Origin of the sequence: Superficieibacter sp. (assembly GCF_032071645.1) — a bacterium.
GTDB lineage: Bacteria > Pseudomonadota > Gammaproteobacteria > Enterobacterales > Enterobacteriaceae > Superficieibacter.
The window spans coordinates 461,351-474,011 of the sequence record NZ_DAMAPU010000003.1 but is presented as its reverse complement, the minus strand read 5'-3'; the positions used below and the strand labels follow the sequence as shown (position 1 = coordinate 474,011).

Sequence of the window (12,661 nt, the reverse complement as noted above, 5' to 3'; positions counted from 1 at the left end):
TGTTTTTCCACAAACAACGCAATACCGGCAAAGCTATTTTGCCCGTGAGGTATTAGGGGGTAGCTCCTCCTGCCAGGCCGTTAATTAGCGGGCCAGGGTCAGGGAAAAATAAAGCCCGCAAAAAGTATGTTGTAACTAACCAGGTATTAAAAAAAAGGCGCGAGACACCGCGCCAGGATAATCAAACGTTACTTGTTATTATATTTTTTACGTCCGTATACCACCCACGTGATCGCCACGCAGGCAATATAGAACACCAGAAAGACTTTCATTGCATCGGCGGGCGAGCCGGTCAGCGCCAGCGAGGTGCCGAACGCTTTCGGAATGAAGAAGCCGCCAATCGCGCCAATCGCTGAGATAAAGCCCAGCGCCGCCGCAGTGTCGGTGGCCGCTTCGCGCATCGCCTGCGCTTCTGTACCGCCCGCCGCTTTCACCCGCTCCATGGTCATCTTGCGGAAAAGAAAGGCGATCATCTGGAAGCTGGAGCCGCTGCCCAGCCCGGCGGTGAGAAACAGCAGCAGGAACACGCCGAAGAAGGCAATAAAGTTACCGTCGCTGCCCGCCGAAGGCAGCGTCAGGAACAGCAGCCCGCTGAAAATCGCCATGAAGACAAAGTTAATCAGGGTGACGCGAATGCCGCCCAGACGATCAGACATCGCCCCGCCCACGGAGCGGGCCAGCGCGCCCACCAGCGGACCGAAAAAAGCAAAGTGCAGAATGTTCACGTCCGGGAACTGGGTTTTCGACAGCATCGCAAACCCGGCTGAAAAGCCGATAAACGAGCCAAAAGTCGCGAGGTACAGGAAACCCAAAATCCACAAATGCGCGCGCTTCAGCACCGGAAGCTGCGCCTTCAGCGAGGCTTTTGAGGTCGCCAGTTCGTTCATGCCAAACCAGGCCGCAACGGTAAACACCGCCAGGAACGGCACCCAAATCCACGCCGCGTTTTCCAGGTAAATTCGCGTGCCGTCCGCCTGTTCAACGCCGGTGCCGCCAAAAACCGCAAACATCGACAGCGAAATCACCAGCGGCGCAATCAGTTGCATCACGCTAACACCGAGGTTGCCAAAGCCGCCGTTGATGCCGAGCGCCCCACCCTGTTTTTGTTTAGGGAAGAAGAAGCTGATATTCGCCATGCTGGAGGCGAAATTCGCCCCGGCAAAACCGCACAGCAGCGCAATGATAATAAAGGTAGTGAATGGCGTCGTCGTATCCTGCACCGCAAAGCCCAGCCAGACGCAGGGAACGATCAGAATGCCGGTGCTGAAGGCCGTCCAGCGGCGTCCGCCAAAGACAGGCACCATAAAGGAGTACGGAACGCGCAGCAGCGCACCGGACACCGAAGGTAACGCGGTGAGCATAAACAACTGTTCGGTTTCAAAATGAAAACCGACTTTATTGAGATTGACGGCAACTGCGCTAAATAACATCCATACACAAAATGCCAGCAGCAGACAGGGAACCGAAATCCACAGGTTACGGCTTGCCACACGATGACCGTGCTGCTGCCAGAACTGCGGATCTTCAGGACGCCAGTCGGTGATGACAGAGCCGGTTGCCCTGGACGGGACAGTGGAGTGACTCATAGACACCTCTGATTATCAATATTAACGCCACTCACCATAGGGTTTATCCCCGGCGGTAAGTTGATATAAATCAAAGGAAAAGTCAGCGTTATAATTACGAGAAATTCATCATCCTTCTTTATAGGTAGTGGAAAACAGCAAAAAAGATGTGGTTTTTCACGGTACTGTTCGCTTTTATACCTCCCCTTCTCCAGACTGCGTCACCGCTGGCAATAAAGAGGTAATCCTTTAGGGGTATGGGTATACTCCAGGCGATGTCCCAGAATAGCCGCATTCCGGGAATAAAACCGGTCAGGAGCCTTAGCCGAATGTTTAAACGCCTGTTCACGCCGCTGACATTGGTCAACCAGCTGGCGTTGATTGTCCTGCTCTCCACCGCCATTGGTATTACCAGCATGGCGATTTCCGGCTGGCTGATCCAGGGCGTTCAGGGGAGCGCGCACGCGATTAATAAAGCAGGCTCGCTGCGAATGCAAAGCTATCGCCTGCTGTCGGCGATCCCCCTGCGGCCTTCTGATCGCCCTTTGCTGACTGAAATGGAGCAGACCGCCTTCAGCACTGAGTTAAACGCGGCCGCGCAGCGTGACGGTCAGGTCGAACAGCTTAGCGCCCTGCAACGTTACTGGCAGAGCGAGCTGGCTCCGGCGATTCAGCGTGCGCAAAATCCGGCAACGGTGAAAGGCGATATTGTGGATTTCGTCGCCCGCATTGATGATTTAGTCACGTCGTTCGACCACACCACCGAAATGCGCATCCAGCGCGTGGTCTGGCTTCAGCGGGCGATGGCGGTGTTTATGGCGCTGCTGCTGGTATTTACCATCGTCTGGCTGCGCGCCCGCCTGCTGCGCCCGTGGCGGCAGCTACTGCACATGGCGCGCGCCATCAGCCAGCGGGATTTTACCCAGCGGGTGGCGATCAGCGGACGCGATGAAATGGCGACCCTCGGCAACTCGCTGAATAATATGTCAGCGGAGCTGGCAGAAAGCTACGCCGTGCTGGAACAGCGGGTGCGGGAGAAAACCGCCGGGCTGGAGCAAAAAAATCAAATTCTCTCCTTTTTATGGCAGGCCAACCGCCGCCTGCACTCGCAGGCTTCGCTGTGCGAACGTCTCTCCCCGGTACTCAATGGCCTCCAGGGGCTGACGCTGCTGCGCGATATTGAAGTGCGGGTCTATGATATGGAAGACGAAGAGAATCATCAGGAATTTACCTGCCATGCCGGGATCACGTGTGATGACATCGGTTGCCGCCTTTGCCCGCGCGATCTTGCCATCACGCCCGGCAGCGGCACCACGCTTAAGTGGCGTCTGACGGATGCACACACCCAGTACGGTATTTTGCTGGCCACGCTGCCGTCGGGCTGCCACCTGAGCCACGACCAGCAACAGCTGGTGGATACGCTGGTCGAACAAATTACCGCGACGCTGGCGCTGGACCGCCATCAGGAGCGCCAGCAGCAGCTTATCGTGATGGAAGAACGCGCGACCATCGCCCGCGAACTGCACGATTCGATTGCCCAGTCGCTTTCCTGTATGAAAATGCAGGTCAGCTGCCTGCAAATGCAGGGCGAGAGCCTGCCGGAAAACAGCCGCGATTTGCTGGGGCAGATCCGCCATGAGCTGAATACCTCGTGGGCACAACTGCGCGAGTTGCTGACCACCTTCCGGCTTCAGCTTGCCGAGCCGGGTTTGCGCCCGGCGCTGGAAGCCAGCTGCCAGGAATACAGCGCCCGATTCGGTTTTACCGTTCAGCTGGATTACCAGCTCCCGCCGCGCTTCGTGCCGTCGCATCAGGCCATTCACCTGCTGCAAATCGCCCGTGAAGCGCTCAGCAACTGCCTGAAACATGCCGGGGCCAGCGCGATCCAGGTGTCCGTCACGCAGAAAGACAGTCAGGTCAGACTGGTCGTTACCGATAACGGCTGCGGCGTGCCGGATAGCGCCGAACGGATCAATCATTATGGCCTGATTATCATGCGCGACCGGGCGCAAAGCCTGCGCGGAGACTGTCAGGTTCGCCGCCGCGAGGCGGGCGGTACTGAAGTGATTGTCACTTTTATCCCCGAAAAATCCTTTTCATTACAACAAGGAGATACCGATGAGTCATCAGGAACGGGCCACAATCCTGCTCATTGACGATCATCCGATGCTACGCACCGGCGTGAAACAATTGATCAGCATGGCGCAGGATATTCAGGTCGTTGGCGAAGCCAGCAACGGCGCGCAGGGCATTGAAATGGCGGAGTCGCTGGACCCGGATCTCATCCTGCTCGACCTTAATATGCCCGGCATGAACGGTCTTGAAACGCTGGACAAACTGCGCGAGAAAACGCTGTCCGGGCGCATCGTGGTATTCAGCGTGTCGAATCATGAAGAAGATGTGGTCACGGCGCTGAAGCGCGGCGCGGACGGCTATCTGCTGAAGGATATGGAGCCGGAAGATTTGCTGAAAGCGCTCCAGCAGGCGGCGGCAGGCGAAATGGTGTTAAGCGAAGCGTTAACCCCGGTGCTGGCGGCCAGCCTGCGCGCTAACCGGGCCACCTCCGACCGCGATGTCAGCCAGCTTACCCCGCGTGAGCGCGACATCCTGAAGCTGATCGCCCAGGGGCTGCCGAACAAAATGATCGCCCGCCGTCTGGATATCACCGAAAGCACGGTGAAGGTTCACGTGAAGCACATGCTGAAGAAAATGAAGCTCAAATCCCGGGTGGAAGCGGCGGTGTGGGTGCATCAGGAACGTATTTTTTAAAATAGCCTGATGGGACAGATGTTTAGCGCATACCTTCACTTTTGAAGGCCACCAGCGGCTCGGTCAACACCAGCGCGATTTCATTGGATGAGACGCGCTGCCCCCGGTTATCCTCTACCGTCACCGCCAGATGCCAGCGGTTCTCCGCCCCCGGCGTCGCGTCCCAGGCGGGCATAATGATCGTCCAGCCGTCGGCGGAATTCTGCGAAGCGGGCGGCGTCAGGCTCAGCGCCTGAGTGTCTCCCTGCCAGTCGAGGGTTTTGATCCCATAACGGCTGCGGATCTGAATTTTCAGCGCCACCGTCTCGCCAGCCTTAAGATCCCAGGGCGGCGTGGCGAGGAACACCGCCAGCGTTTTACGCTGACGCGACTGGAGCACCGGCAGGTTGGTGCGCTGGACTTCATCATAGCGACTGCCGCGCAGCGAACGGCTGGTCGCCACTTCACTGGCCGCCAGCTGTTTTTTCAGCGGCACGCCAAACTGATAGTTGAGCTTCAGTCCGATGTCATTCTGGCTGGTACCGCTCTCGCCCTGCTTGTGCTGCGCGCTCACCGTCACCAGCGGAACCGGGGTGTAGTCCAGCCCCAGCTTGACCGCCAGCGGGTTATGCTCCCCGGTGCCGTTGCTGAACAGATCGACGCTTTCACCAAAATACTGCTCCAGGCTGACGCTGGTATTCAGATGCTGATAAAAAGGCAGCCGCGCCTGGGCGGTGAGATCATACCCGCGCGCCATCCGCTGCTGGAGAGTTTCAGCGCTGTCGTGCCAGCTTTGCAGCGGCTCATAAAAGTTCGCCGATAAACGGAGGTTTTCGCCCCACGCTTCGGCACCCAGTCCGGCGCGGGAAAGGTGTTCATCCAGCAGATTATCGTAGAAGGTGTTGTAGCCCAGAAGCCACGTTCCGGCCGTCCAGCGCTGCCCGACGCCCGCATTGCTGACCAGCCCCTCCTGCTGACGGGTCACGCCCACCTGACTCCAGCTAAGACGGTGTTCCCGATCCTGAATCGGGAAAAACCAACTGCCGTGGCTGCCGGTAAAATTACCGTCATCATCGACTTTCAACTCCACGCTGGCATTGGTGCCGGGAGCCAGCCAGTTTTGCAACTGGTCATTGACCTGGAAACTGATGGCGTCGCGGGCCTGTCCCAGCGCAAAGGATCGCGCCTGCTCCCCGGTATCCAGCCCGTTATCGGTCATGCTGGCCTCGCCGAAGGCTTTCGCCATTTCAGCAAGGCTTTTTTCCCCTTCGCGGGTTTCGGCAGCCATCCCTAAATCCGGCAGTCCGTCCTGATTATTATCAAAGGGATTAGCCGCCTGCTGGACAAAATTGCCCTGCGCAAGGGCAGCACCTCCGGTAAACAACCAGAGTAACATCGCGGGAAATGGGGAGCGGGAATAATTGAACATTAACCTCGCAGGTGTAAAAAGGGACGATGGCACAGGTTTACCTTAGCGTTTTTCACTCTCTGTTTCATCTCCTGACGCATTTTCAGGAAAATCCCTAACCGCGCCGCTGCGGTTTAACTACAGTTAATGCGTCATCCTCTGGAGAACATCACCATGTCCGCTTTCATTAAACGAGCCCTGTGCGCGACGCTGCTGATTTATGGCGGTCAGGTCGCGGCGAACGATCTTTTTATCCTGCAATCGCCCGCTTTTGCCGACAACGGCATGATGGACAAAAAATTTGCCGGTAATGCCAGCGGTAACCCGAACTGTACCGGGGAGAATCATTCTCCGCCGCTGGTCTGGAGCAATCAGCCGCAGGAGACGCAAAGCCTGGCGCTGGTGGTTCACGATCCCGAAGGCGCGAAAGGGCTGGGCGTGACCCATCTGGTGGCCTATAACATCCCCGCCTCGGCAACCGGTTTTTCACCGAACGCACTGCGCGATGGCAAAGGCTTCACCGGGGGTAAAAATACCCCCGGTAACGACCGCTGGCACGGACCCTGCCCGCCGCCGGGCAGCGGCGCGCATCATTATACTTTTACCCTGATTGCCACCTCTCAGCCCCCTGACCTCCCCGCCGGGCTGACGCGTGAACAGCTGTTTGAAAAGCTGAAGGGCAAAACGCTGGCCGCCGCCGGACTGGTAGGCCGGTTTGGTCAATAGTTTGAGTTTCCGGCAGACCGCTCGCGCGGTAGCATAGTGCTTTCCCGTATCCTTATTGAGGAGTAACGATGCAACGTATTGTGATTATCGCCAACGGTGCTGCCTACGGCAGCGAATCGCTTTTTAACAGCCTGCGCCTGGCGATTGCCCTGCGCGAGCAGCCAGCAGATTTGGATCTCCGCCTGTTTTTGATGTCCGATGCAGTGACGGCGGGCCTGCGCGGGCAAAAACCCGCGGAAGGCTATAACATCCAGCAAATGCTGGAAATCCTCACCGCACAGAACGTGCCGGTGAAGCTGTGCAAAACCTGTACTGACGGGCGCGGCATTTCCGCCCTGCCGCTGATTGACGGCGTGGAGATTGGCACCCTGGTGGAGCTGGCACAGTGGACGCTGGCGGCCGACAAAGTATTAACCTTTTGAGTTTTTAGCCGCGCTACATATTTTTTTCTTATGGCTTAACCTGCCACATCAAGTTTACCTGCCGTGTTGCCGATATATTCTCAAACAACACAGCAGGTACACTCATTATGTTCAGGTCAGTACGCACTCGTATCATTGCAGCAACGGCCGCCTGTTTAGCGCTGGCGCTGCTTCTCAACACCGTGATTAACTACCAGGTCACCCGCCACGATAATCAGCGGGCGCAGCAGGAAATGCTGACCAGCGCGAAAGCCAGCCACGGCATGGCTATCGCCGACTGGGCCAGCAGCAAACTGGCGATGATCGCTTCCCTGCAACCTGTGGCGCTGAATGACGATCCGCTTCCGGCGCTGGGACAAATCGCCCGCGCGGGCGGTTTTATCAACGTTTACGTCGGCTACGCCAGCCATACGGCGAAATTCTCCGATGCCAACGGCATTCCGGCGGATTACGATCCGACCATTCGCCCGTGGTATCAGCAGGCGGCGAAAGAAAATACGCCGATTGTCACCGCGCCCTACGTTGATGCCGGTACCGGGAAACTGGTGGTGACGTTTGCGGTACCGGTCAGCGAGAACGGCGAGCTGAAAGCGGTGGTCGCCGGAGACGTTTCGATGGATAACGTCGTCGCCAACGTCCGGGAGATCAGGCCGACGCCTGCCAGCAGCGGTCTGCTTCTTGACAGCGACGGCAGCATTATTGCCGCCAGCAATCCGGCGCTGACCCTGAAACCTTTCGCCGATGCGATAAGCGGCGCGGATTTCTCCGCGCTGGCGGCGGGCGATACGGTTGACGGCACCCTCAACGGCGAGAGCAAAACGCTGTCGGCAACGCCGATCAAAGGCACCCACTGGCTGCTGGTGGTGGCGCTGGATCGCAATGAAGCCACCAGCGGGATGTCGGCGTTGCTGAAAGCCTCCGCCCTGTCGCTGGTTATTCTGGTGCTTCTCGGCGGCGCGGTGGTGCATTTTGTGGTAGCCACGCTGCTGAAGCGGCTGATCACCATCCGCGATGCGATGCTGGCGATCGGCAACGGGACTAACGATCTCTCCCAACGCCTGCCGGAAAGCGGCAATGATGAAATTGCGCAAATCGCCCACGCCTTTAATGCCTTCAGCGACAAGCTGGCGCTGGTGATGGTGCAACTGCGCGATGCCAGCGCCTCGGTGCAGACGGCGGCGCGGGAAATTGCCGCAGGTAATCAGGATCTCTCATCGCGCACCGAGCAGGCTTCTTCCAGCCTGCGGGAAACCGCCAGCGCCGTGGAGCAGATCACCGCGTCGGTCGCCCAGTCCACCGAATCAGCGGTGGATGCCAACGAGCAGGCGCAAAAAGCCAGCCAGGCCGCATCGCGCGGCGGTGAGGTGGTGTCACACGCGATTAGCTCGATGCAGACCATCGAATCCGCGTCGACCAAAATCGCCGACATCACCAGCGTCATAGACGGCATCGCGTTCCAGACGAATATCCTCGCCCTCAACGCCTCGGTGGAAGCGGCGCGCGCCGGGGAACAGGGTCGCGGCTTTGCGGTTGTGGCAGGCGAAGTACGCAATCTTGCCAGCCGCAGCGCCCAGGCGGCGAAGGAGATCAAATCGCTGATCGACTCCACCACTGACAGCGTGGCAACCGGCTCGCGCTACGTGCGGCTGGCAGGCGAAAGTATGCAGGAGATCCTCACCAGCATCGGCAGCGTCTCCGGCATCATGCAGGAAATCAGCACCGCCAGCGGCGAGCAGATGCGTGGCATTCGCGAAATTAATCACGCGGTGAATGATTTGGATCGGATGGTGCAGCAGAATGCGGAACTGGTGGTGGAATCCGCCGCTGCCGCAGGCGCGCTTCAGGGTCAGGCGGGCGACCTTGCTGAAACTGCCGGACATTTCCGCATATAATTTTCTGCCGACGCGCTTTTGCCCTTAATTTGCGCGTCGGCTGAATGCTTTCAGGAATAATGTCATTTTTGTTTAACCTTTATACAATTTTTTGATCAAAATCAGCATTCAGCGTCTCCCCATTTGGTGTTATGCAATAAGTATTTGTGAACAACATCACAGACAGGATTTTCCGGCAGGGAAGTGTTGAAACTTTAGACGGGGTAGAAAAATGGCGCTGGTAAAAGCAAGCCTGAAGTTGTTTGGTGGAGATACGGTCGTCGTTCGCTGTTCTGAACGCTGCCATATTCATTTAATGAGTGCAAAAGAACGTACCCAGGATCCGCAGTCAGATATTCTTAGCGTGCAAAACCGCGAAAATGCGTATCTGACCGTGCCCTACAGCGGGACATGGAACGTGCTGATCGACAGCCACAGCCAGTCGCTGGAACACTCTATCAGCTACGTTGCAGCATAACGTTCGGCCCGGTGATCTTCACCGGGCTTTCTTTTACGCCAGCCCGGACAGCCGGGTGCCGGTGCCGCCCAGCAGCGTGCGCACCTTTCCCACCAGCTCGTTCAGACAGTCATCGTGCATCCCCAGCTTTACCAGTTCCTCTTCCAGCGAAAAAAGATACTGCGCATTGGTGCCGAGCGGACCGCTGGCAGCGGCAATCAATGGGGCGATGGTCTGGGTACGGGTATCCGCTTCATACAGCGGATGGCGCGGGTCCATGATAAACACCAGCGCGTTGACCGTGCGGCCATCGTCGAGATCGAGACGGCACCAGGTGGGCAGATAGCAGCCGGTGATCATTTCGCGCTTCCACAGCAGGGTTAACTCGTCTTCCAGCAGCGCATCCGGCAACCGGTAGGCCACGCCGGTGGTGCGCCCGCCCTCTTTCAGGGCAAGCATTCGCCCCGGCTGGCAGGAGGTTCCGCGCCCGGCAGTCAGGCGTAAACAAAACGCGCGATGCCAGCCGGGGAGCGTTGCGGTGCAGGACTCGGTAAATTCCAGCGCCGGGTTCCACATTAGCGAGCCGTAGCCGAAAATCCACACCGGTCCGTCATCGGGTCGGCAGGCCAGCGTTGCGGCCAGCGATCTCGCCCGCTGTTCGGCACTCCACAACAGCGATTCCTCAATCGTACCAAATGCTGTTTTGCAGTCCGCATTCAGCAAGAAATCACGGGTTAACACGTTACTCTACCTCCACCACTCCGGCCTCCCGCCACGTTTACCGATTCCCTGCTGGTGCTTTATTACCCAGCCTGCGTTCAACGATATGCAAAACGCAGGCCGGATGCAACCGGGCGACGGTAAACAGCGGCGGAATAGCACGCAGCGGGGTTATTTCTTTTTGTGCCACTTATCGTCGTCGCCTTTTTCATAATCATTTTTCACCGCCGCCCAGGCCACGCGGTGCGCGGTTTCTTCCCGGCTGGCATCGCCACGCCGATCTTCTTTATCTTTATACTGATCCCAGGCGCTGTTGAACGCTTCTTTGTAGATATCCTGCGCGTGAGCGGGCAGCACGTTGGTGACGTTGTCCGGCAGATCGCTTTTGTTCTTGTACGGCATAATATCCTCCTCATGATGGGTAAAGAGTAAGTGTGGAGCAAGAACAGCCACCGTGCCAGCCAGCGGATAAAGTGCAAAACCAGAAGACGTAATTGACTGTAATAATTAATAAATTAGCCATAAATAGCAAAATAAACCTCTTCAAACGCTTTTTCACTCCAGCAGTAAATAAAAGTAAAAATTCACTCAAAAAAGCCGGTTTTCTGCTACTTTATGGACTTTGGTTATCTATAATTACAATACCTGCAAATACGGAGATGGTTTATGCCTCACAATCAAGAGGCGGTGAAAACCCGCCACAAGGAGACGACCCTTATTTTCCCGGTGCTGGCGCTGGCGGTGCTGCTGTTTTGGGGAAACAGCCAGTCGCTGCCAGTGGTTATCGGTATTAATGCCCTGGCATTAGTCGGTATCCTCGCCAGTGCATTTAGCGTCGTCAGACATGCAGATGTTCTTGCTCACCGCCTCGGCGAACCCTTCGGCTCTCTGATTTTAAGCCTTTCGGTGGTTATTCTTGAAGTCAGCCTTATTTCTGCATTAATGGCGACCGGAGACGCCGCGCCGACGTTAATGCGCGACACCTTATATTCCATCATTATGATCGTCACTGGCGGGCTGGTCGGTTTTGCCCTGCTGCTCGGCGGACGTAAATTTGCCACCCAGTACGTAAATCTGTTCGGCATCAAACAGTATTTAATCGCCCTGTTTCCGCTGGCGATTATCGTCCTCGTCTTCCCGATGGCGCTGCCGGGCGCGAATTTCAGCACCGGTCAGGCCCTGCTGGTAGCGCTGCTTTCAGCGGCGATGTACGGCGTGTTTCTGCTGATCCAGACCAAAACGCACCAGAGCCTGTTTGTTTATGAGCACGAAGATGAAGGCGACGATCCGCACCACGGCAAGCCCTCCGCGCACAGCAATATCTGGCATACGGTTTGGCTGATCGTGCATCTGATTGCGGTGATTGCGGTTACCAAAATGAATGCCGTGCCGCTGGAAGCGCTGCTCACCGAACTGAACGCGCCGGTGGCCTTTACCGGTTTCCTCGTCGCATTGCTGATCCTCTCCCCGGAAGGCCTGGGGGCGATGCAGGCGGTACTCAATAACCAGGTTCAGCGGGCGATGAACCTGTTCTTCGGCTCGGTGCTGGCGACCATCTCCCTCACCGTGCCGGTGGTGACGCTCATCGCTTTCGCCACGGGTAATGACCTGATGTTTGCGCTGGGCGCGCCGGAAATGGTGGTGATGGTGTCATCACTGGTGCTATGCCAGATTTCGTTCTCGACCGGCCGTACCAACGTGCTGAATGGCGCGGCGCATCTGGCGTTATTTATTGCTTATTTGATGACGATATTTGCCTGATACCCTTTCCCCGGCGCTGCCGGGGAAAAGCGTTAAAAACGCTCTGGCAGATGATCGAGAAAAGCACGGACCGCCGGACTGGACCGGCGGCTTTCATGCCAGACGGCCGAAATGTTCCGTCGCTCTACCGCAAAATCGGCCAGCACAGGGATTAATTTTTTCTCCCGCACCAGGCGATCCGCCATAAAAGTCGGCGCCATGCCAATTCCGGCTCCGGCAACCACTGCCGCGATAACCGCTTCGCTTGTATCGACGATCACCGTTGATGAAGGCACCATTTCAATTTCCCGCTCCCCAATGCGAAACGGCCAGCGAAAAAGCTGCCCTGTATTTTGATAACGCAAGTTAATCGTTTGATGCTGCATTACCGCACTGGGATGTTCCGGGGCGGGGTTTTTCGCTAAATAGTCCGGCGAGGCATAACAACTTATCTGATACGCCGGAAGGCGACGCGCCAGAAGATTTGAGTCCGCAAGATCACCGATGCGAATGGCAATATCAATGCTTTCATCGACGATATTGATCACGCGATCGCTCAGGCGCAGGTCAATCGTGATTTTCGGATAACGTGCGCAGAAGGTTGCCAGTACAGGCGCAATGATATGGATGCCTGTCGGTAACGATGCCGCAATGCGTAACGTCCCGGCGGGCTCCGCACGCGAGCGTTTGGCTATCTGCTCAATCTCCTCCGCATCACGTAACAGACGTAAAGCGCGTTCATGTAGCTCACGGCCTTCAGCGGTCAGCACCAGCGAACGTGTGGTTCGGGTGAATAACACTATGCCAAGCTGTTTCTCCAGCCGCTGAATACTTTTGCTGATCGCGGAAGGTGAAACGGCAAGCGAGCGGGCAGCGGCAGTATAACTGCCAAGTGCGCCCGCACGGGCAAAGGCAATAAGACCGGTCAGTCTTTCAAAAGCGGGTTGTTCCTTCATGGCATAATTAAAGCGACATTCAGCCACATTATCAATGCCGGATAACAG

12 protein-coding genes are annotated in these 12,661 nt (G+C 57.0%); 7 read left to right on the top strand and 5 right to left on the bottom strand.

Annotated features, from left to right (window positions below):
* Positions 1–188 precede the first annotated feature (188 nt).
* Positions 189–1,586, bottom strand: coding sequence for a NarK family nitrate/nitrite MFS transporter (locus RT197_RS09025; RefSeq protein WP_312949434.1), 1,398 nt, complete (start codon positions 1,584–1,586; stop codon positions 189–191).
* A gap of 308 nt (positions 1,587–1,894) precedes the next feature.
* Between RT197_RS09025 and narX the strand changes: the two genes are divergently transcribed.
* Entirely contained in the window at positions 1,895–3,721 is a 1,827-nt protein-coding gene (narX, locus tag RT197_RS09020) for a nitrate/nitrite two-component system sensor histidine kinase NarX (RefSeq protein WP_312949433.1), read from the top strand.
* Positions 3,684–4,334 (top strand): two-component system response regulator NarL, encoded by a 651-nt coding sequence (narL, locus tag RT197_RS09015; protein WP_312949431.1) that lies wholly within the window; start codon positions 3,684–3,686, stop codon positions 4,332–4,334. Before narX ends, narL begins: the two co-directional genes overlap by 38 nt.
* Positions 4,335–4,356: 22 nt before the next feature.
* On the opposite strand, the gene RT197_RS09010 is transcribed toward narL, so the two are convergent.
* Positions 4,357–5,742 (bottom strand): YchO/YchP family invasin, encoded by a 1,386-nt coding sequence (locus RT197_RS09010; protein WP_312949429.1) that lies wholly within the window; start codon positions 5,740–5,742, stop codon positions 4,357–4,359.
* Between the two features lie 153 nt (positions 5,743–5,895).
* On the opposite strand from RT197_RS09010, the gene RT197_RS09005 reads away from it, so the two are divergent.
* The 4 genes from RT197_RS09005 (at position 5,896) to RT197_RS08990 (ending at position 9,218) form a co-directional block, all read left to right on the top strand.
* Complete coding sequence (locus tag RT197_RS09005; protein WP_312949427.1) at positions 5,896–6,447, top strand: YbhB/YbcL family Raf kinase inhibitor-like protein; 552 nt, start codon at positions 5,896–5,898, stop codon at positions 6,445–6,447.
* 68 nt (positions 6,448–6,515) lie between these two features.
* Positions 6,516–6,869 carry a DsrE/DsrF/TusD sulfur relay family protein gene (locus RT197_RS09000; RefSeq protein WP_312949424.1) on the top strand — a complete coding sequence of 118 codons (354 nt, stop codon included), beginning with the start codon at positions 6,516–6,518 and terminating at the stop codon, positions 6,867–6,869.
* Between the two features lie 107 nt (positions 6,870–6,976).
* Entirely contained in the window at positions 6,977–8,761 is a 1,785-nt protein-coding gene (locus RT197_RS08995; protein ID WP_312949421.1) for a methyl-accepting chemotaxis protein, read from the top strand.
* A 211-nt stretch (positions 8,762–8,972) separates the two neighbouring features.
* Positions 8,973–9,218, top strand: coding sequence for a DUF1883 domain-containing protein (locus RT197_RS08990; protein ID WP_312949418.1), 246 nt, complete (start codon positions 8,973–8,975; stop codon positions 9,216–9,218).
* Positions 9,219–9,251: 33 nt separating this feature from the next.
* On the opposite strand, the gene RT197_RS08985 is transcribed toward RT197_RS08990, so the two are convergent.
* Positions 9,252–9,938: a gamma-glutamylcyclotransferase gene (locus RT197_RS08985; RefSeq protein ID WP_312949415.1), complete on the bottom strand. Its 687-nt coding sequence runs from the start codon at positions 9,936–9,938 to the stop codon at positions 9,252–9,254.
* Positions 9,939–10,088: 150 nt separating this feature from the next.
* On the bottom strand, positions 10,089–10,319 hold the full coding sequence (gene chaB, locus RT197_RS08980) for a putative cation transport regulator ChaB (RefSeq protein ID WP_312949413.1): 231 nt from the start codon (positions 10,317–10,319) through the stop codon (positions 10,089–10,091).
* A gap of 264 nt (positions 10,320–10,583) precedes the next feature.
* Here chaB and chaA point away from each other — a divergent pair, with 264 nt between their 5' ends.
* Positions 10,584–11,678 (top strand): sodium-potassium/proton antiporter ChaA, encoded by a 1,095-nt coding sequence (gene chaA / locus RT197_RS08975; RefSeq protein ID WP_312949411.1) that lies wholly within the window; start codon positions 10,584–10,586, stop codon positions 11,676–11,678.
* 32 nt (positions 11,679–11,710) lie between these two features.
* Here the strand turns inward: chaA and RT197_RS08970 are convergent, their stop codons facing one another.
* Positions 11,711–12,613 carry a LysR family transcriptional regulator gene (locus tag RT197_RS08970; protein WP_312949409.1) on the bottom strand — a complete coding sequence of 301 codons (903 nt, stop codon included), beginning with the start codon at positions 12,611–12,613 and terminating at the stop codon, positions 11,711–11,713.
* Positions 12,614–12,661 lie beyond the last annotated feature (48 nt).